The sequence below is a fragment of the Agrobacterium vitis genome (assembly GCF_037039395.1).
GTDB lineage: Bacteria > Pseudomonadota > Alphaproteobacteria > Rhizobiales > Rhizobiaceae > Allorhizobium > Allorhizobium vitis_E.
In genome coordinates this window covers 3,336,439-3,356,196 of record NZ_CP146242.1, presented here as the reverse complement: position 1 = coordinate 3,356,196, position 19,758 = coordinate 3,336,439, and the positions used below count along the sequence as shown (strand labels likewise).

General features: G+C 55.9%; 16 protein-coding genes and 1 tRNA gene. 5 read left to right on the top strand and 12 right to left on the bottom strand.

Annotation, left to right across the window (positions count from 1 at the left end; genetic code table 11):
- Positions 1 to 1,337 precede the first annotated feature (1,337 nt).
- Positions 1,338 to 1,411: transfer RNA gene (locus tag V6582_RS18090), tRNA-Cys, on the bottom strand.
- Between the two features lie 286 nt (positions 1,412 to 1,697).
- Between V6582_RS18090 and V6582_RS18085 the strand changes: the two genes are divergently transcribed.
- Positions 1,698 to 1,946, top strand: coding sequence for a dehydrogenase (locus V6582_RS18085; protein WP_234889564.1), 249 nt, complete (start codon positions 1,698 to 1,700; stop codon positions 1,944 to 1,946).
- Positions 1,947 to 2,077: 131 nt separating this feature from the next.
- Here V6582_RS18085 and V6582_RS18080 read toward each other — a convergent pair whose 3' ends face one another.
- The 6 genes from V6582_RS18080 to V6582_RS18055 all read right to left on the bottom strand — a co-directional run bounded on the left by V6582_RS18080 (position 2,078) and on the right by V6582_RS18055 (position 10,610).
- Positions 2,078 to 2,839 carry an ABC transporter permease gene (locus V6582_RS18080; protein ID WP_156630528.1) on the bottom strand — a complete coding sequence of 254 codons (762 nt, stop codon included), beginning with the start codon at positions 2,837 to 2,839 and terminating at the stop codon, positions 2,078 to 2,080.
- Entirely contained in the window at positions 2,836 to 3,762 is a 927-nt protein-coding gene (locus V6582_RS18075; RefSeq protein ID WP_156630527.1) for an ABC transporter ATP-binding protein, read from the bottom strand. The genes V6582_RS18080 and V6582_RS18075 overlap by 4 nt, the downstream gene beginning before the upstream one ends.
- Before the next feature lie 207 nt (positions 3,763 to 3,969).
- Positions 3,970 to 5,295, bottom strand: coding sequence for a diguanylate cyclase (locus tag V6582_RS18070; protein ID WP_156630743.1), 1,326 nt, complete (start codon positions 5,293 to 5,295; stop codon positions 3,970 to 3,972).
- Between the two features lie 705 nt (positions 5,296 to 6,000).
- Positions 6,001 to 6,834 carry a response regulator gene (locus V6582_RS18065; protein ID WP_156630526.1) on the bottom strand — a complete coding sequence of 278 codons (834 nt, stop codon included), beginning with the start codon at positions 6,832 to 6,834 and terminating at the stop codon, positions 6,001 to 6,003.
- 256 nt (positions 6,835 to 7,090) lie between these two features.
- Positions 7,091 to 9,604 (bottom strand): GcvT family protein, encoded by a 2,514-nt coding sequence (locus V6582_RS18060; RefSeq protein WP_337739177.1) that lies wholly within the window; start codon positions 9,602 to 9,604, stop codon positions 7,091 to 7,093.
- Between the two features lie 235 nt (positions 9,605 to 9,839).
- Positions 9,840 to 10,610: a helix-turn-helix transcriptional regulator gene (locus V6582_RS18055; protein ID WP_070165049.1), complete on the bottom strand. Its 771-nt coding sequence runs from the start codon at positions 10,608 to 10,610 to the stop codon at positions 9,840 to 9,842.
- Between the two features lie 334 nt (positions 10,611 to 10,944).
- Between V6582_RS18055 and V6582_RS18050 the strand changes: the two genes are divergently transcribed.
- Entirely contained in the window at positions 10,945 to 11,739 is a 795-nt protein-coding gene (locus tag V6582_RS18050; protein WP_156630524.1) for a class I SAM-dependent methyltransferase, read from the top strand.
- A gap of 43 nt (positions 11,740 to 11,782) precedes the next feature.
- Here the strand turns inward: V6582_RS18050 and V6582_RS18045 are convergent, their stop codons facing one another.
- From V6582_RS18045 to V6582_RS18035, 3 genes are all read right to left on the bottom strand, one after another.
- Positions 11,783 to 14,221: a mechanosensitive ion channel domain-containing protein gene (locus tag V6582_RS18045; protein ID WP_156630523.1), complete on the bottom strand. Its 2,439-nt coding sequence runs from the start codon at positions 14,219 to 14,221 to the stop codon at positions 11,783 to 11,785.
- A gap of 478 nt (positions 14,222 to 14,699) precedes the next feature.
- Positions 14,700 to 15,233, bottom strand: a complete 534-nt coding sequence (gene hutX / locus V6582_RS18040; protein WP_156630522.1) for a heme utilization cystosolic carrier protein HutX — start codon at positions 15,231 to 15,233, stop codon at positions 14,700 to 14,702.
- Positions 15,234 to 15,240: 7 nt separating this feature from the next.
- A complete protein-coding gene (locus tag V6582_RS18035) occupies positions 15,241 to 15,582 on the bottom strand; it encodes an antibiotic biosynthesis monooxygenase family protein (RefSeq protein WP_156630521.1) in 342 nt (113 codons plus the stop codon).
- Positions 15,583 to 15,912: 330 nt separating this feature from the next.
- On the opposite strand from V6582_RS18035, the gene V6582_RS18030 reads away from it, so the two are divergent.
- From V6582_RS18030 to V6582_RS18020, 3 genes are read left to right on the top strand one after another with little or no spacing between them, the layout of a single operon-like run.
- The gene (locus V6582_RS18030) at positions 15,913 to 16,812 is read left to right on the top strand and encodes a heme/hemin ABC transporter substrate-binding protein (protein WP_156630520.1); all 900 of its coding nucleotides are present in this window, start codon (positions 15,913 to 15,915) and stop codon (positions 16,810 to 16,812) included.
- The gene (locus tag V6582_RS18025; RefSeq protein WP_337739168.1) at positions 16,809 to 17,894 is read left to right on the top strand and encodes a FecCD family ABC transporter permease; all 1,086 of its coding nucleotides are present in this window, start codon (positions 16,809 to 16,811) and stop codon (positions 17,892 to 17,894) included. The genes V6582_RS18030 and V6582_RS18025 overlap by 4 nt, the downstream gene beginning before the upstream one ends.
- Before the next feature lie 35 nt (positions 17,895 to 17,929).
- On the top strand, positions 17,930 to 18,718 hold the full coding sequence (locus V6582_RS18020; protein ID WP_156630519.1) for a heme ABC transporter ATP-binding protein: 789 nt from the start codon (positions 17,930 to 17,932) through the stop codon (positions 18,716 to 18,718).
- 374 nt (positions 18,719 to 19,092) lie between these two features.
- Here the strand turns inward: V6582_RS18020 and V6582_RS18015 are convergent, their stop codons facing one another.
- Positions 19,093 to 19,440, bottom strand: a complete 348-nt coding sequence (locus tag V6582_RS18015; protein ID WP_071207459.1) for a hypothetical protein — start codon at positions 19,438 to 19,440, stop codon at positions 19,093 to 19,095.
- 3 nt (positions 19,441 to 19,443) lie between these two features.
- Positions 19,444 to 19,758: a hypothetical protein gene (locus V6582_RS18010; RefSeq protein WP_156630518.1), complete on the bottom strand. Its 315-nt coding sequence runs from the start codon at positions 19,756 to 19,758 to the stop codon at positions 19,444 to 19,446.

The following is a 19,758-nucleotide window of genomic DNA, read 5'->3' as shown; positions in this document are numbered from 1 at the left end:
AAAACAGCTTATCCTCTCCCCGCTCCGAGCGTGTCATATAGAGCATGTTCAATGCTTGCAGGATCGCAGGCGTCATCCCTGTCGACCAAGGCAAATCCTTCGCATTCACGTCCCGGCCACCGGCATCGTAAAGCGTCTGCAAGATATAGTTGAGATCACCGTGCGTCATACGCCATTGTTACATGCCGGCGCTGATTTGAACAGTCGCCGGTCCCAACAGATACGCATACAGATGGTTTGTTACAGCACATGAACACCACCAATCCACACGCCTTGCCAATCCGATTGCATCTTGCCGGCCGTTGATGTTCACGATCCAAGCCGCCTGATGCCGATCGCAGTGATGCGACGATAGCCATACCAGTCATGTTGGATAGCGAGTACCGTTAGATCGGCGGTCAAGGCCGATTCATCGTGTAGGGGTCGTTGCGAGGAAGGACGCGCAGGGCTTAAACGCTTCCCCTGACTGCCTCCGCAGCGGCCTCATCCAGAAGCGGAATCCACTCAATCAACGTCATTGCCTATGACAAACCATTATCGGTTTTATGATCAAGAATCCTTCGCGCTTTAAACTTCACGTCATCCTTGGGACGCGAATCATTCACCTTCTGCATCACAGCACAGACAATTAGCGTAAAATAAAAAAATTGAATAAATAGCGAAAAGAATATGACTTTAAAAAAATTGTCCAAAGTGAATTGCAACGACGAAAATGTGTAGACGGCGAACGAAATTATTAATAAAAACATTATAAAAAAAGCGCGAGGTGCATAGATCAATTTTTGAAAATCAAAATACCTCTTCTCAAACTTAAATAATGAATTTATTGCATTTTTCATTTCGACCCTCTTGGTGAGATATGCTTGAGCAATGCAATTAAAAATTGAATTTCTATTTTCATTCAATTTTTAATTACATAGCTTTTACAAAACTTAACAAACCAATCCTGACAAAACGCCTCACCTGGGCTGATAAACCGCGTCTTTACACGAAAAATATACTTGATCTGCAGAGAGCGAACTGGTGAAATTCGGCTCTCATCCTGCAAATGCGCCCAATCTCTCCTGGAATCGGCATCATCTCTTTGAACCCCGAAGAGGCGCTCGTACTACAAAACGAGCCTTATCCAGCACTCCAGCGCGCAGCAGTCGGAATCGTAATCGACACCAAGCCTTTTGCGCGATTTACAGAAACCATTGAGAAGCCATCGTTTAGTCACTGGGGAACTAAATCTGCCACACGCTCAAAACCGCTTGGCGGAGCCGCAAGCGAAAAACTGCCATACGCTGAAAATAACGTCGGCAAATCAGAGATTTACATATGGGAGAAGAAGGGAATGGAGGCCTCGCCCGGAATCGAACCGGGGTGCAAGGATTTGCAGTCCTCTGCGTAACCACTCCGCCACGAGGCCATTCCATAACTTAAAAGCGTGTGGTGACGGGCATTTAGAACGGATCGAAAAGAAGCGCAAGAGGAATTTCCGAAAAACCCCGTTCTAAAATTTCTGAAATTATATTCGAGCCGGATTTCGCAGGCATGATGAGACGGAAAGTCTAAAATTTGTCTCCAGTTCGGCATGCCCTGTGCAGAAACGATGGAGCCAAACATCATCCTTGACTCCTCACAGTCAAGAACATAACAAGAACAATGTGGCGTTTTGATACGCTGAAAGTCTGCTTTCACAGGAGATCTTCGATATGTGTTCAAAGCCTGAATCGCTAGAAGCCGACCGGATTGCTCATCTTATTGAATGGCACGACGGCGATGCAAGAGCCGCCATTGCCACGCTCCTGGACGATGTTCATCATTTGCGTCAGCAATTGGCAATTGCGTCGAATGCAATCAGTCTCGGCTATACCAGAGGATGGATACCAATCGAGGAGGTGAACTGTATGAGGGATATCATCGGCGCCGCCACACAGCCCATCCCCATGGCAGATCACTAAGCGACTGCATAATTCCTTAAGCCAGTTACGGTTTAAGGAGAAAACTATGCAGCGGATATGCAGAGTTAGTTACAGCATCCTTTGTGCTTTTGCCTCAGGAAAGTCGGGCTCCGCTTTTCCCAAGATAAATTCTAGGCCTTCAGCTTGTAGCCGGTGCGGAACATCCAGGACAGCACTGCAAGGCAGAGGGTCAGGAACAGGCCGATCATGGCCAGACTGATCAGTGGATTGATATCCGCCTCACCGAAGAAGCTCCAACGGAAGCCGCTCACCAGGTAGAAGACCGGGTTTAAGTGGCTGATCATCTGCCAGACAGGCGGCAGAGCGTTGATCGAGTAGAATGTCCCACCCAGAAAGGTCAGCGGCGGGATGACCAGCATTGGCACCATGCTCAATTGCTCAAAATTCTTTGCCCATATGCCGATGATGAAACCCGCCATGCTGAAGGACATCGCCGTCAAAGCCATGAACAGCAGCATCAGCACCGGATGATCCACCCGGATATCGACGAATAGCGTCGATGTGGCCAGAATGATCAGGCCGACAATCATCCCCTTGGTGGTCGCCGCCCCGACATAGCCCAGCAGAACCTCGCCCAAGGCAATCGGCGCCGAAAGAATTTCATAGATGGTGCCGGTGAATTTGGGAAAATAGATGCCATTGGCGCCATTGGATATGCATTGCGAAATCAGCGTCAGCATGATCAGTCCCGGCGTAATGAACCCACCATAGCCCACCTCAGTCCCGGTCTGCATTTTCGTGCCGATCGCCGCACCGAACACGATGAAATAAAGCGCGGTCGACACGACAGGAGAAATCAGGCTCTGCATCAGGGTGCGGCGCATACGCTGCATTTCGGCCCGGTAAATGGCCCAGACTGCGGTATAATTCATGATTTCCCCCCGGTCAGCGAAACGAAAATATCCTCGAGCGAGGTTTGCCTGGTGGAAATGTCAACCACAGCGATGCTCGAGGTTTCCAAAGCCGTCAGAAGCGCCATCAAGGCGCCGGGCGTTGCCTGCGGCTCATAATCGTAGACGATCTGGCGGCCTTCGCCAGCAAGGCTGAGGTGCCATTCGTCCAGCCGTCCCGGCAGGCTTTTCAGCGGTTCGGCCAGATCCAGGATCATCTGCTTGCGGCCAAGCTTGCGCATCAGCGCCACCTTGTCCTCCACCAGCAAGACCTCGCCCTGGTTGATGATGCCGATACGGTCGGCGATCTCCTCGGCCTCTTCGATATAATGGGTGGTGAGAATGATGGTGACGCCCCGGCTGCGCAGATCGCGCACCAGGTTCCACATATCGCGGCGGAGCGCGACATCGACCCCCGCCGTCGGTTCATCCAGAAACAGCACGCGCGGTTCATGGGACAGCGCCTTGGCAATCAGCACACGGCGCTTCATGCCGCCGGAAAGCTCCCGCAGCACCGCATCGCGCTTTTCCCAGAGCGACAGGGATTTCAATATTCCCTCAAGATAGGCGGGATCGGCCTTGCGCCCATGCAGACCGCGCGAAAAGGCCACGGTGTTCCACACGGTCTCGAACTGATCCGTGGTCAGTTCCTGCGGCACGAGGCCGATCAGCGCCCGGGTTTGGCGAAAATCCTGAACGACATCGTAACCATCGACGACCACCGTTCCGGATGTGGGATTGACGATGCCGCAGATGATGGAAATCAGCGTGGTCTTGCCCGCGCCATTGGGGCCGAGCAGAGCGAGGATCTCGCCCTCCTCGATCTCCAGCGACACATCCTTCAATGCCGAAAAACCGGTGGAATAGGTCTTGGTGAGGGACTTGATCGATACGATAGACGCCATTCGTGCAGACATTCCTGAACGTCCGCCTCCTTGACTGTCGAGACAATGCGACAACACGGACCTTCCCATGCGCCCCACCGGTCTCCACTCCCGGAAACGGACTGTGAGCAACAGAGGCGCCTATATAGCACGCCTCCTTGCACCGGCCACCGCTATAGGAGAAATCTTTTGTAAAAGAACAAATTCACACACCTGAAAATCGTCGCATCACGCTTCAAAGGGGAGCGTTACGGCCTTTGAAGGCGCAACGGAATGGTCGCAATAGACACGGTTTCGGCCGCATTGCTTGGCCAGATAGAGATATTGATCGGCCGCATGCAGATAGTTGTCGAAAACTTCGCGCCCACCTACTTCCGCCACCCCGATGGAAACCGTGACCGTCACGTTACCGGTGTTCAGCATCACCTGTCTGTGTGAGAGATCGACACGCAATCCATCGCAAAAGGCCGCAGCCTGCTGGCTGTTAAATCCCGGCAAGAGAATCCCGAATTCCTCGCCGCCGAGCCGTCCCAGCAGCACCGGCGATCCATGGGCATAAACCGTCATGCGATCCGCAATCTGTTTGAGCACCCGGTCGCCCGCTTCGTGGCCATAGGTATCGTTCAGCTTCTTGAAATGATCGACGTCGAGGATGGCCACGCTACAGGGCCTCGCATTCAGCAGGCATTGCTCTACCAGAGACGGTCCTTCACTGAAAAAATAGCGCCTGTTGAACAGCCCTGTCAGGTAGTCCTTGAAGGCGGCGGTGCGCAATTGGTGGATCTGTAACAGCGCCCGCACATGCAGGTTGATCCGGCACTGCAATTCTTCGGTGACATAGGGCCGGTAGACGAAATCGCAGGCCCCAGCCTTCAGGAAACTGGCCGAAAGCAACCGATCCGCCGAGGACGAAATACCGATAACCCGCAGATCGTCGCTGGAATAGATCTGCCGGATCGACCGGGTCAGATTGTAGCCGTCCATATCCGGCATATGGTAGTCGGTCAGAACAAGCGAAATGTCTTTCTCTGCCGCCAAAAGATCGAGGGCCTGCCTGCCGGTTCTGGCCTGAAATACCTGGAACCCCTGGAGCAGCAGGATATCGACCAGGCCTTGCCGTGCGTAGGCGACATCATCAACCACCAGAACCTTGAAATTCCGGTTGTCGAGCAGGCGCTCGACCGATTGAAGCACCATATCCAGGGCACGCTCATTGTCCTTGACGATATAATCGGCCACGCCACGCGCTACGATCTTATCGCGTAAATCGAGGCTGAAGGTGGCGGTAAACACCACGGCGGGAATACCGAGAGCAACGACCCGGTCCAGCAATTCGCCATCCATCGCCCCCGGCAGATTGAGATCGACAATTGCGACATCGAAATGGCAGTTGTCCTGCGATAAAACGTCATGGCATTCGGCAGCGGTGAGACAACAGATCACCTCAACGCCAAGGGAGGTGATCATCCGATGCTGCAAAAGCCGGGAAATCGACCGGGAATCCTCGATCAACAACACCCGCAGCTTTGCGGCCGTCCCAAGGGCTTCGCTCATCCCGGTGGCAACTGACTGCGCGCAAAACGCCATTTGCTGCTCCATACCATCTCCAAGATTATCGCCTCTCCAGACGGCGGCATCACTGCCTCCTTCACCCTGCCCGCGCTCCCTTGGAGCACGAACGTGCATTCTCTAAATTTGGGGGGAGAAAAATCGATGGCACCGCAGCACGCGGCGAAAATCAAAATACAGGCGGCATTCTCAGGCCACCGATAGGAAAAGGGTCGGCAAACCAAGCGCGCCGATAGCAGCGGCGAAAAAGTATAAAAACCTTATCGGCCCGATTGCCTTAGAGCATCGTCCAGAAAATTGGATTCGGCACAATGCTCTAACTTTTGTTTCCGCATTGGATTTGTCCGAAAACCGGTTCCCACTTTTCGGTCCGATGCTCTAACTCATACGCTTACGTTCAACTCTCAGAAGGCCATTCTGACGCAAAGACGCGATATAAGGGTTAGAAATTTCCGCGTAATTTTAATTTCTGTCCATTCAGCGGACCGCCCTGAATGCTCGGTTTATCAAACCAGCCGTCCGTCGCGTCTAATCAGCCAAGCCCGGTCTCAATCATGTTTTGAGGGCTGGACGGAGGACGCATTCCGCCCTGCCCTGACAGCATCGCGGTTTTCCGCGATGCTGGAACACGTCAACTCTGCGGGATATTTTCCTTAAACCCGGCTGGATTTAAGGGGCCATGCGGGACGATCAGGCTGCCGCCTGGTTTCTCTTGCGCCCGGCGCGGATCTGCACCAGCGTATCGAGGTTCTGATTGACCCGGCAGTAGAATTCTTCGTCGATGAATGGGCGCAGCATGAAATCATTGCCGCCAACCTTCAGAAAACGCGCAGACAGCAAACGGTCCGACGAGGACGACACGCCGATGATCCGCAGTTCATGCGAGCCGCGCACAGCCCGGATGCGCCGTGTCAGTTCAAATCCATCGATATCAGGCATGTTATAGTCGGTCACGACCAGACCGATATCGGCATTGCTCTTAAGGAGTTGCAGGGCCGTAGCACCGTTATCCGCCGTGCTGACGCGGAAATTGTAACGCTTCAAGCGGCTTGACAGCAAAGCGCGCGCCGTCGGGCTATCGTCGACGATCAGCACGTGGTGATTGTGATTGGTGAGAAAGCGGCAGACGGACTCGATCAGCATTTCAACCGCAAAGATATTGTCCTTGAGGATATAGTCGACAATGTCCTTGGCCAAAAGCTTTTCACGGGTTTTCTCGTGAAATGTGCTGGTAAAGACGACAGTTGGAATGTTCAGATCGGTCAGATATTCCAAAGCCTCGCCATTTTCGGCGCCCGGCAGGTTGATATTGGAAATCGCCAATGTAACGGGCTCATCAGAAAGCTCATTTGCGGCCATCAGATCTTCATAGGTGCGGCAGATTTCCGCATCAATATTGAAAATCTCCTTCAAACGCTGTGTGATCATGGACGAAAAGACATTGGAGTCTTCTGCGACGATAATACGTGCGTCCGGAAATTTTTCGCCGGAATATTGCATTCCTGAAACGCCAAGATAGGTCATGACACGCCTTTGAACAAGAGATCTTGCCGCAATATAGACATGACCGATTGCTGAAATATTAATCGAAACGGGGTGTTATACCTTCTATGATTAATAAGAACAAAAAGGCGGCCCGCAACAGGCCGCCTTTTTGGATAGATTCAGCACGTCGTTTATCGACGGCCAGTTTCAAACATTGCAATACAGCCCCTGTTTAGAAAACAGCAAATATTTCCAAACACCTGATCAAGCAATATTTGGCTCCAGTTTGCCAATCTCAAGCCCTGAGAGCGGCATTATCAGGATCGAACGGGCTTTCACCCACAACCACCGCGTCATAGAGATCGCCCAGGATCTTGATCTTCAGCTTGGTGCCTTCAGTTGCATAGCCGGGTTGCAGCATGGCGAGCGCGATGGACTTGCCGATGCGCCAACCATAGGTGCCATTGGTAGCACGCCCGACCAGATCGCCCGCTTCATTATAGATCGCTTCCGAGCCGCGAGCGTCAACATCCGCAACCCCTTCGACAAGCAGCGTGGCGAAATTCCATTTCAGACCCTTCTCCTTATAGGCAACCAGAGCCTCCTTGCCGATAAAGTCCTTGTCGAGCTTGATGAAACGGTCGAGCGCCGATTCGTAGGCATTGTATTCGATCGACATTTCGCGCGGGATCAGTCGGTAGGATTTCTCGACCGACATCGACAGCATGGCGCGAATACCAAAAGGCTTGATGTCGAATTCGGCACCGGCTTCCATCAGCTTGTCGAAAATATAGGCCTGCATCTCGATGGGGTGATGCAACTCCCACCCCAGTTCCCCAACAAAGTTGACGCGCAATGCATGAGCACTCGCCACGCCAACCGAGATTTCCTTACCGGTCAGCCAAGGGAAATCCTTGTTATCAAGGCTGGTTCGGGTCAGTTTCTGCAAGACCTGCCGTGACTTTGGCCCGGCCAGAACCAATACGCCGAGCTTCTGGGTGATCTGCTGAAGCTTGACCGATCCGTCGGTCGGAGCCAGCTTGCGCAGATAATCATGATCATGGGCCTCATAAGCGCCAGCCGACACCAGATAGAAACGGTTCGGAGCCCATTCATAGACCGTGAATTCGGCACGAACCCCACCATGCTGGGTCAGCATGTGACAAAGCGCGATACGGCCACGCTTCTTTGGGATCGCATTGGCAAAAAGGCTGTCCAGCCAGGCCCGGGCACCGGGACCGGAGACTTCCATCTTGGCGAAAGCCGACATGTCGAGCACGCCCACATGCTCATTGACATGCTTCACCTCATTGCCGACATGCTCGAAATAGTTCGAGCGGCGGAACGACCATTTCTCCACCACGCGGCCATCCTCGGTCGGGGGCGCGTAATTGTGGCTGGTGATGACATCGACGCCAACGCCAAGCTCACTCTTGGGCACTTCATAGCCTTCCGGCGCAAACCAGTTGGCGCGCTCCCAGCCATAGACGGAGCCGAAGACAGCGCCCATCTTCTTCAACCGGTCATAGACCGGCGTGGTTTTCAACGGACGGGCGGCGGCGCGCTCCTCATCCGGGTAATGCATGGTGAAGACATTGGCATAGGCTTCTTCGTTCTTGGCGATCAGATAGCCTTCTATCGCATAAGGGCCAAAGCGGCGCGGATCGGCGCCCATCATGTCGAGGGTGGATTCGCCATCGACAATCCATTCCGCCAATTGCCAGCCAGCCCCGCCAGCCGCGGTGATGCCAAAGGAATGGCCTTCGTTCAGCCAGAAATTCTTCAAACCCGGTGCCGGACCGACAATCGGATTACCGTCAGGCGTATAGGCGATGGCGCCGTTATAGACTTTTTTGATGCCGACTTCGCCAAAGGCCGGCACACGCACCATGGCCGTCTCGATATGCGGCATCAGCCGATCCAGTTCTTCCTGGAACAGCTCATATTCACTCTCATCGGACGGACCATCGACATAACAGACCGGCGCGCCAACTTCGTAAGGCCCGAGCAACAGGCCACCATTTTCCTCGCGCATGTACCAGGCGCTATCGGCCTCGCGCAGCACGCCCATTTCCGGCAGGCCCTTGGCTTTGCGCTCAACAATGGCTGGATGCGGCTCGGTGACGATATATTGGTGCTCGACCGGAATGACGGGAATGTTGATGCCGACCATTTCACCGGTCTTGCGGGCAAAATTGCCGGTACAGGAAATCACGTGTTCGGCGGTAATCTCACCCTTGTCGGTGGTGATCTTCCACAAGCCATCCGCCTGCTGCTCGATCGCCGTTACCGTGGTGTTGCGATAGATGGTCGCGCCACGGTCACGTGCGCCCTTGGCCAGCGCCTGGGTCAGGTCGGCGGGCTGGATATAGCCGTCGTCGGGATGCTGGATGGCGCCGAGCAAGCCTTCGGTCTCACAGAGCGGCCAGATTTCCTTGACCTGTTCAGGCGTCAGGATGTTGACCTTGACGCCAATGGTTTCGGCAATCCCGGCATAATACATGAACTCGTCCCAGCGGTCCTTGCTGCGGGCGAGACGGATATTGGAGACCTTGCTGAAACCGACATTCATGCCGGTCTCTTCCTGAAGTTCCTGATAGAACTTCACCGAGAATTTGTGGATCTGGCCAACCGAATAGCTCATGTTGAACAGCGGCAGCAGACCGGCGGCATGCCATGTCGAGCCGGATGTCAGTTCCTTGCGCTCGATCAGCACGCTATCGCTCCAGCCCTTCCTGGCCAGGTGATAGAGCGTGGAAACGCCGACGACGCCGCCACCGATCACCACGGCCCGTGCATGAGATTTGATCGACATGGAATTTCCCCTGTTCTGCTGCGAGCGCAAGGCGCAAACGACCGGATGACGCCGCAAGATTGATACCGCGACTATGATAAAGACCCGCCCCCCTGTGCCGCCCGTTTGCGACATGGGCATGGGCTGACGCGACCTGCGGATAAAATCTGCTGATGTCACGATCCTTGATCAATCGCAAATCGTCAAACGCAGAGCAAGACCTGCTCATGGCTCCTCTCGTGGACATGCTTTATTGCGGTATCAGAAAGACCAGCTTGCAGTCCGGACGGTCGCAGGGACGGTAGTTGAACTGGCGAAATCGCAGCCTGCCCCGATCAGGAGAAACCAGTTCACGCTCTCCGCCTTCGCGGTCCAGCACCGTCTGCTCGCTCCACCCTTGAGCAAAGAGCGGACTGTCGCGCTGCAACTGTTCGATCAGCGCACGGACCGTCGCATCGCGCAATGCATGACTGTAATCGGCGCGAAACTCGGCCAGCAGCCGCAGCGCACGTATTTCCCAATCGACAATGATCTCGCGGGCGCCGGGATTGAGGAATACGTAACGCAGCAGGTTTCTATCCTTGCTGTGCTCGCCAAGCCAATCAGGAAACAGGGATGCGGCCGCAGAATTGAAACAACAGGCATTCCAGTTGCGATCAAGCGCATAGGCTGGATGCTGCACCATGCTGACTGCCGTCACCAGGGACGCAGGCACATCATCGATGGCGTCTCCGTCTTCCTCATCAGGGTCGCGACGGGCTGCCAGCTCAAACAGATAGGCGCGTTCGGCCCGGGTCAATTCCAGGGCGCGCGCCAGCCTCGCCAAGGCCTGCGGCGAGGCCTGCACCTGACGCCCCTGCTCTATCCAGGCGCACCATGTAGCGCTGATACCCGCCCGTTCGGCCAGTTCCTCACGCCTCAGGCCCGGCGTGCGGCGCCGTCCGATCCGGTCCGGCACCAGTTTTTCACGGTGGGTACGTACGAACTCACCCAGCAAACGTCTCTGTTCAACATCCAGCATGGCAGCATTTATAACAGGATAACTGCTCCTCTTGTAACAGCATATTGTTGGCGTCATGCTGTTTACACCAAGCGACATCACCATGCCCCTTGGTCTTCTTATGGCGACGATTTCAAGCCTTTGGCCTATTCGAGAGAAGCACAACTCCACCCACCGAGGATGCCTCCACATCTTCGATGCCTTGATACGATGCGGACAGCTCATGCAGCGGGCCTGAGCGGATTGCCAGGCACAAAAGAACGATGCGCTACACTCCAGACATGGAGTTGCAACGCTGAATTTCAAGCGTTTCATGATCTGAACCGGGATAAGTCAGTTTAACAGGAACAGTCACATGCCAACAGCAACCAGCGAGAAAAATACAGTGAGCGAAAATCACGACCACCACGTGCAGCAGAATTTTGGCCCAAGGGCGAGCGCCTATGTGGAAAGCGCTGTCCACGCTTCCGGCGCCGATCTGGTTCGCCTGGGCGACATCGCCCGCACCGCCAATGCCAGCCATGGCGTCGATCTGGGCTGTGGCGGCGGCCATGTCGCCTATGCCATCGCACCGTATATGACAACCGTGACCGCCATCGATCTTTCCGCCGATATGCTGGCCGCAGTCTCGCAAACCGCAACGGAGCGCGGCTTGACGAATATTGCGACAATCAGGGCTTCAGCCGAACAATTGCCCTGTGAAGATGGTCAGTTCGACTTTCTCGCCTGCCGCTTTTCCGCCCATCACTGGCACGACGTCCATGCCGGTTTGCGGCAGGCCCAGCGCGTGCTGAAACCGGGCGCCCCAGCAATCTTCATCGATGTGGTCTCGCCGTCATCGCCATTGCTGAACACGCATCTGCAAGCAGTCGAGCTGCTGCGCGACACCTCGCATGTCAGGAACTATACGCTGGGCGAATGGACGCACATGCTTGGACAGGCTGGCTTTGCGATAAAAACCTGTCAGACCAGCCGGTTGCGGATGGATTTCAAGGTTTGGACGGACCGCATGAAGACACCGGATGCCATGCGCACCGCCATCCGCCTGTTGCAACAGGATGCCGCCGCTGAGACAAAAGCGCATTTCGAAATCGAAACCGACGGCTCTTTCATGCTCGACGTCGCGCTGTTTGAAACCCACCGGATATGACGAACCCGGTTCGTCGCAGGCTGGTTTGCCTGCGACGAGGCCGTTACGAACCGGGCGCCGGTAGTGGCGGCGGTTCATCCGCTGCCGCTACATCCGCCACGGCTTCTTCCTTCAGAATCACGCCTTCGGCCTTGAATCTTTCGAAAATCCCCAGTCTCAACTCGTTGCGCACCGCAAGTCCGTTCAAGACATCGCCGACAAAAACGCGGACTTCAAACTCAAGGTCCGCTCCATCGAATTTCTTGAAGACGACGACCGGTTCGGGGGTGCGCAACACACCCGGTACCTCGCTTGCCACTTCTCTCAGCATGCCCATCACATGGCGCGGATCATTGACCGCCTTGGCGGCAATCTCCATGTCGATCCGCCCCAGCTTGTTGCGATGGGTCCAGTTTCCGACCGAAGCGTTGATCAGCTGCGAATTCGGCACAATAATCGACTGACGCTGAAAGGTTTCGATTTCCGTGGCGCGTACCGAAATACGCCGCACAAAACCTTCGCTCGTCCCCGTCGCCACCCAGTCGCCAACCTTGAAGGGCCGCTCGAAAAGCAGAATCAGGCCTGAGACGAAGTTGGAAATGATATTCTGCAAACCGAAACCGATACCGACCGACAAGGCACCGGCAACCAGCGCCAGGCTGGACAGGTTGATACCGGCCGCCGACAGGCCCATGAAACCGGCGACAATCGCGCCGAAATAGCCGACGGAGGTTTTGACCGAATTGCGCACGCCCGGATCGACCTGCGACCGCGCCATGACATTGCCGTCCAGCCATTTCTCGAACCAGCGCGTCAGCACGACACCAATCAGGAAAATGGCGATCCCGCTGAAAATGCCGACGATGGAAATGCTGATGCCGCCGACATTGATCTGGATGAACAGGTTATAGAACCATGTCTGGATATCCGGCGGCTGGAAGCCCCAGGACATCATGATCAGGGGAACGCCGATCACGAAAACGAAGCCGTAGATCAGCAATCCAGCGGCAATACCGAACTGGTCGAGCGCGACAGGCCCGAAATTGAAGCGGCGCTGCAGGAAACGGCCAACGATCGTCTCTGCAAACCGGTCACGCTCGGACACAGCCCGGCCTGAACGGATGCCGATATACATGGTGGCCGCCACGCCTCCCGTCAAAATCAGCTGGCTGGCGACGAAGCGGGCCAGGCCGATATAGCCGATCAGGCTGGTGAAGATCAGCCAGACGCCGCAGACCCGAAGAGCGATGGCTGTCCGCTTCGACCACGGACGGCCACCCGTGGCGGCTTCATCCTCGGATTTCGGCAGAAGTGGACGAATGAAGGAAACCCAGAGCAGGATGAGGCCAACCAGGCTTGACGACACCATCCCCTTCAACACCGAGAGTTCGACCGGCGATCCCAATGTCTGCGCAATACTGGACAGGGCATAATCGAGACCGTTGATCACCGTCATGGCCACGAAGGCCGCGACCAGCTGGCGGCTGCCCCGGTCGGACACATGCACGAGCCGCCATTTCGGCGCCCATGGATTGAACACGGCGATTGCAAGCCGCGACGAGAAAAACACCAGCCAGAACACGCCGAAAAACGACGCGATGATCGGCTCGATGTCCGGCCGCATGACGCTGAAGGTATCGAGAAAGAAATAACTGGAAATCAGGAAGAAGCTGAAGGCAAAGGACGGCATGATCGTCGCCCAGAAGGCCACCGAAAACCGGCTCATATAGGAGGGATTTTCCTCCAGCTTGCCGCGCTCGATGATCGGCCCCAGAATCCGCTGAAGAACGAGGCGCAATCCCAGCGCCATGGCGAGCGATAGAACCATGGCCGAGACCAGCGAAATTTTCTTGAAGCGCCAGGCGAAGCCCGCCCACCCTTCGAGCATATCGGTAAAGCGGCTCGCTTCCGTGCCGTAGGACAAGGCGGCATCCGTCATACTGTCAACGGAAATGTCAGTATGAGCCAGCAATTGCCGTGTGAACAACTCCCTGCGCGCAGCGGTGACCTTGATAGACAAATCGCTCGCAGACTTGCTGACTTCGTCGATCCGGTTCAGGACCGAAGCAATCTGTGCTTTCTGGGCATTGAGTTTGTTTCGCTGCTGGGTCACGTCAGCCGCTTCAGCAGGCTGGCCGTCCTTCGGCGGATCGCCGAGCTCCTTCAAGCGAGTGGCTAGCTCATCCTGACGCGGCCCGATCAGCAGCTTCATGGCCTGCAATTGGCCGACGGTATCGTCCAGGCTGGATTTGGCTTCCATCAACTCGCGGTCGTTGTTTCCAGCCTTTTGCGGGACGCCGGCCAGCGAGTCGATTTTCTTTTGTAACTGGTCGAGCGTCGCAGGTGCCTTGGCAACCGGATCGTCATCGGCAAAAATACTGTCCTGCGCCAGCGCCAGCCCGACAAAGCCCCCAACAGAACCATGAGGCCCGGAAGAACCTATCCCGACAGCAATCAGCAGGATGATCGGAAATAGCGCTAGAAATTTCTTCAGGCTCTGCAAATCACTGTCCTTTGTCCGTATCGATTACAGCGGCGCGCAGATGACATGCTGCACGAAACCTGCTGTAGCATTCCAAACCCGCTGCATAATCCCTTAAACCGCATCAGGCATCAGGATTTATGCAGGACAGTCTGTCAGTTTTATATTGACCCAAACAGACCATCGTTTTTTGTTTTCGTTTGTCTTTTCGGGAAAACCGGTTTCCGCCGATTCCCCTGACAAACTCCCGACGCTGCCATGCTGGCCTGCCGCATATTTCAGGCCAATCGATGACCAAACTGCCTTATGCACAAGACAGCAGCATAACCAAGCAGGACGGCAGCCCGTATTACAGCGCCGTGCAGGTCTAAATACCCGATTCCCCGCGCCTTCAAAACAAACAGGAACGGCAAAAAGCCGCCGGAGAGTTCCGGCGGCTGAGTAAAGCTCTACAGCTTTAGACGCGAAGATACGATCGCCAGATTGGCGCTAACCGGCCCTATCCCGGCACCGAACCCCGATATTGGGAGCGCAATTGCTCGAACAGGGTGACTTGCTCGGCGATCAAGGTCTTTTGCACATCTCTGCGCACGAAGATCTTCAACATTGCAGCACCTTCGCCATTCATGAACCACACCGAAAGGGAGCGTCGACCATGAAATATCCGGTCGACAAAGGCGACGGAGCGGCAATGGTCGATACGGATATGGCCGCCAACCGGACTATCGCCGTGAATGTTGAACCAGCCATGACCAATGGAGCCCGGCGGCAGGGCGCCGACCACTTCCAGCACAACATCTTTTGTGTGGACGATGGTCAGAACATCGCCCCAACCTGACAAATGGGTCCAGATCGGTTCAAAAGCCTCTGACGGCGCGATGGTCACGCAATCTGGCGGCAGAATGGCCAGAATCTCGGCGGGCGTTACCCCCGCCTCGGTTGCAATGGTTTCCACCACGCCATCAGGTTTTTCGGCAAGCGCCGCTTTGGCAACCTCAAGCGGTGAAAGGCGGGCAGTATCGACAGCAGCCATGATCGTCTCAGGCAGCCTTGGAGCTGCGCGTACCCTTGCTGTCTTCATGAAGGATCACTTCAAACCCTTCGAAATGCGGACCGCCAAGATATTGAACCTTGCTCTGCCCGGCATTGGCATGGGCGGCGCGGAACTGCTCGGACTTCGTCCAGGCAACGAAGGTTTCATGGCTTTCCCAGACCGTATGGGACACATAAAGCGAGTGATCCTCGCCCTTGGGGCCTTTCAGCATATGAAACTCGACATAGCCCGGCACTTCCGCCAACCGGCCCTGACGATCACGCCACTGAGCTTCAAACACGTCCTCGAAACCGGGAACGACACGAAATCGGTTCATTGCAATATACATAGTCTGCTCCACACGTTGGCTGGAAAAGCAATGCTGCATAATTCCTCAAGCCGGAATTGGGTTGAGGAATTATGCAGCAGATATAAAGCGTTACAGCATCTTTGTGCATTTGACAAAACACAAGGCGCTGTAACGCACCTGTCCTGTTGCGTCATTATGAAAACTTGTGCATTATAGTCAAGTTAAAATCCAGCCCTCTGCTGTTCGTCGTCATTCGTCACGTGAAGACCGGACCCGACGCCCGCGAAGGGGCTCGATTACGATACACAATCCTGCTCTGAAAACGCATGAAATGGCGTTGCTTGGGCAACCTTCAGGACGATACCCTTGATGAGACCTTCTGCTCTTTTGACCTCGCTTGCACTTTTCGGTCTTGTTACCCTCCCGCCTCACCTCCCTTGGCCCATGACCTCAGCTGCTTTCGCAGCGGACAGCTTTCCCCAGGCCAGCCGCATCGTCTCGATTGGCGGGACGGTCACCGAAATTCTCTATGACCTGGGTGCCGGGGAACGGATCGTTGCGGTCGATTCCACCAGCCTTTATCCTCCTGAAGCATCGTCAAAGCCCAATGTCGGCTATATGCGCCGCCTGTCCGCCGAGGGCATACTGGCCCAGAAACCCGATCTCATCCTGACGGAAGCGGGCTCCGGCCCGCCCGATGCCCTGGCCGTACTGGCGCAAAGCGGCGTGGCGCTGGTCAACATCCCTCAACAGCCTTCGGCGGAAACCGTCGCTCCCCGTATCCGTGCCGTGGGCAACGCAATCGGCAAGGGTCCAGAGGCAGAGGCATTGGCAAGCCGGTTCGAGACGCAATTGGATAAGCTAAAGACTGATCTTGCCCACCTTCCAGCAGAGAAGAAGCGGGTTCTGTTCGTGCTTTCCATCGCCAATGGACGTATCATGGCCGCAGGCAAGGACACAGCCGCCGATGCGATGATCCGGCTTGCCGGCGCCACCAATGCGCTGGCCGACAGCACGGGCTATAAACCACTTAGCGATGAAGCCGTGATTGCCGCAGCACCCGACGTAATCCTCGCCATGGACCATGGAGCGGCCCAATTGTCCGCCGCACAGGTTTTTGCCTTGCCAGCCCTCGCCACCAGTCCGGCAGCCCAGGCCCAGGCCTTTCTCAGCATGGATGGGCTCTACCTGCTAGGCTTTGGACCACGCACAGCCGACGCAGCCAGGGAGCTGGCGTCCAAGCTCTATCCAGAGGCGACCATCCAGTGACGATAGCCGCAACCTCATCAACAGTGCCACTGGCATCGACGGGCGACCGCTCGCGCCGTGGCATAACAGCCGTGTTGCTGTTGGTGACATTGCTTGTGGCAGCCTGCTTCGTCTCGCTGATCAGCGGGCCGACGGGGGTCGGCTTGAGCGATCTGGTTACATATTTCTCTGGAAAGAGCGCGCTGGCGCAGCAAGACCGTATCGTGCTGGAGGCCGTACGTCTGCCCCGCACCTTGATGGGTGTTCTGGTGGGCGCAGGTCTCGGGCTTTCCGGGGCGATGATGCAGGGCCTGTTTCGCAACCCGTTGGCCGACCCTGGCATTGTCGGCATCACCTCCGGGGCCAGCCTTGCCGCAGTGGCGGCCATCGTGCTTGGCCCTGGCCTGCTTTTACCGCTGCAAACGGTCCTTGGAGAGGAATTCCTGCCGATCATGGCGTTTTGCGGCGCCCTGCTCAACACCGCCCTGCTCTATGCCATCGCCAGCCGTGGCGGCCAGACCTCGACCATTGCACTGGTGCTATCAGGCATTGCCATCGGCGCCCTCAGCATGGCCGCAACGGGCCTGCTGATCTTCATGGCCGACGACCGGGCCTTGCGCGACATCACCTTCTGGAACCTGGGATCGCTGGGCGGGGCGACCTATGCCAAGGCCGCGTCAATCGCACCCTTCATTCTAGGTGCGCTTGCCGCCGTCCCCTTCATCGCGCGTGGACTGGACGCACTCGTGCTGGGCGATGCCGCTGCTTTTCACATGGGAATTCCAGTGGAGCGGCTGAAACGCGTCAGCGTACTGATCGTCGCCGCCGCCTGCGGGGCCGCTGTGGCCGTGGCTGGTTCGATTGCCTTTATCGGCATCGTCGTCCCGCACCTGCTGCGCATGGCCATCGGCCCATCGCACCGTTTCCTTTTACCGGCCTCCGCACTGGGCGGGGCAAGCCTGCTGCTTCTGGCCGACAGCCTTGCCCGCACCATTGTTGCACCGGCGGAACTGCCGATCGGCATCGTCACCGCCCTGATCGGTGCGCCGGTTTTTCTGCTCCTGCTGCTCGGCAGAAGCGGACGCGGCATGATGCAAGACTAAAACCTGCTCAATGAGAATGCCTGGGGATACGTGCCATGATAACCGCAGAAAATCTGACGCTGCACCGCCACGGACGCTTGCTGCTGGACAGGATCAGCCTGCGCCTCGTGCCGGGTCGCTTCACCGTCATTATCGGTCCAAACGGCGCGGGCAAGTCAACCTTGCTGAAACTGCTCTGCGGCGACCTGAAAGCCGATGAAGGCCATATCACGTATGACGGCCACGATATCACCCGGCTGAAGCCGCAACACCTCGCCCGCAGACGCGGCGTGCTGCCGCAAAGCACGAGCCTTTCGTTCCCGTTCACAGCCCTGGAAGTGGTGCGGATGGGCGCCATGGCCTCAGCAACCGCCCGCCCGATGCAGGCTGCAAGACAGGCGTTGGCGCGGGTGGGTCTCTCAACATTTGAAGCGCACCCCTACCATGCTCTGTCCGGCGGCGAACAACAAAGGGTGCAATTCGCCCGCGTCCTGGCTCAACTGCCGACAGCAGTCGATGAAAACGGCCCACGCGCCCTGTTTCTCGATGAGCCAACGTCAAGCCTCGATCTTGCTCACCAGATTTCCGTACTGGAAACTGCCCGCACCTTTGCCGCCGATGGAGGCATGGTTCTTGCGGTACTGCATGACCTCAACCTTGCAGCGGAATTCGCCGACAGTCTGATCGTGCTGGATGGTGGACAGTTGATTGCCGAAGGTCCACCGCACACAGTCATCCGCGACGACATCATCGCCTCCGTCTATGGACTGAGTGGAACGGTCAGCCGCGCGCCGACCCATCTCCCTTTCGTCCTGCCGCAATCAAGGCTGACCGTCTCGGCTTAATCAGCCGGAACGAGCAGTTCCAGACAAAAGTTATCCACAGGAATCCACAGCTATTTTTGGATGAATATGAGGAATAAATGCGAACATAACGAGAAAACAAATCGCCATGTGAGAACATAAGCGGATCATAGTTTTATTTTGAAAAAAATCGTCTGGATGAGTTTAACTGCGTCCGCCAGATGTCGTTTGACAAACTCTACACCTGGAGAATTGCCTGGATATCCGAGGCAAATGAGTTCATTTTGAACTTCAATAAAAAGAATGGTGGGTGATGTAGGGTTCGAACCTACGACCCGCTGATTAAGAGTTATTTCAAAAATGACCTAATACAATGGCTTGTGGGTGTCAACGTGCGACGAAATGTTTCTTTCAGTCTATTTACCGATAAACCATTTCAACCCGCTGACAATCGTTTCAGAGATCGAATATAGCCACCCGGCAGCCGCCAATACACCGCCACCAACCCAGAGCAATTTCTGCCCGAGCCATCCCGCGCCGGCGGCTTTGGCTTTCAGATCCTGATATTGCTGGAGTGTCATGGTATGGCCGGTAATGGACACTTCCACCGCGCCCACCCGGACATTGATCAGCGCCAGCGCCACATCCTGCTCATTCAACTTTTCCCATGTCCGGCGGCCACGCTCGGAACCTTCCTTCGAGACATCGTCGATGCGGCGATTGATCTGCGCAAGCTCACGCAGGATGAGGGCGGAAGCGTCCATGACTTACTCCACAATAACCAGCACATCGGGGTTTGTCGCCCCAGCCAGCGTAACGACAATCTCGCCTGAGGTTTGAAGCACGAGCTGCTTCACCACGTCATTGTTGCCGTCCACCTTGGAAACGGTCAGCTTGGCATTCGGCACGGGCGTTTCAATCGTGACACCATCCACCGGCGAAAGGTCGAGAGACTTCGAAGATACGGACAGCGTGCCGCCGCCGAGGCTTCCCGAATATTTCAGCATCCGGTATCCCGCATCAATGCGGCCGGAGACACCGGTGTTCCACGCCGCATTGGCTTGCAATCTTTTGATAGGCAT

What these genes read in the sequence shown, in the direction of transcription:
- V6582_RS18085 (WP_234889564.1), top strand. Translation starts at nt 1,698, where the DNA reads ATGTGTTCAAAGCCTGAATCGCTAGAAGCCGACCGGATTGCTCATCTT.
- V6582_RS18080 (WP_156630528.1), bottom strand. Translation starts at nt 2,839, where the DNA reads ATGAATTATACCGCAGTCTGGGCCATTTACCGGGCCGAAATGCAGCGT.
- V6582_RS18075 (WP_156630527.1), bottom strand. Translation starts at nt 3,762, where the DNA reads ATGGCGTCTATCGTATCGATCAAGTCCCTCACCAAGACCTATTCCACC.
- V6582_RS18070 (WP_156630743.1), bottom strand. Translation starts at nt 5,295, where the DNA reads ATGAGCGAAGCCCTTGGGACGGCCGCAAAGCTGCGGGTGTTGTTGATC.
- V6582_RS18065 (WP_156630526.1), bottom strand. Translation starts at nt 6,834, where the DNA reads ATGACCTATCTTGGCGTTTCAGGAATGCAATATTCCGGCGAAAAATTT.
- V6582_RS18055 (WP_070165049.1), bottom strand. Translation starts at nt 10,610, where the DNA reads ATGCTGGATGTTGAACAGAGACGTTTGCTGGGTGAGTTCGTACGTACC.
- V6582_RS18050 (WP_156630524.1), top strand. Translation starts at nt 10,945, where the DNA reads ATGCCAACAGCAACCAGCGAGAAAAATACAGTGAGCGAAAATCACGAC.
- hutX (WP_156630522.1), bottom strand. Translation starts at nt 15,233, where the DNA reads ATGGCTGCTGTCGATACTGCCCGCCTTTCACCGCTTGAGGTTGCCAAA.
- V6582_RS18035 (WP_156630521.1), bottom strand. Translation starts at nt 15,582, where the DNA reads ATGTATATTGCAATGAACCGATTTCGTGTCGTTCCCGGTTTCGAGGAC.
- V6582_RS18030 (WP_156630520.1), top strand. Translation starts at nt 15,913, where the DNA reads ATGAGACCTTCTGCTCTTTTGACCTCGCTTGCACTTTTCGGTCTTGTT.
- V6582_RS18020 (WP_156630519.1), top strand. Translation starts at nt 17,930, where the DNA reads ATGATAACCGCAGAAAATCTGACGCTGCACCGCCACGGACGCTTGCTG.
- V6582_RS18015 (WP_071207459.1), bottom strand. Translation starts at nt 19,440, where the DNA reads ATGGACGCTTCCGCCCTCATCCTGCGTGAGCTTGCGCAGATCAATCGC.
- V6582_RS18010 (WP_156630518.1), bottom strand. Translation starts at nt 19,758, where the DNA reads ATGCCTATCAAAAGATTGCAAGCCAATGCGGCGTGGAACACCGGTGTC.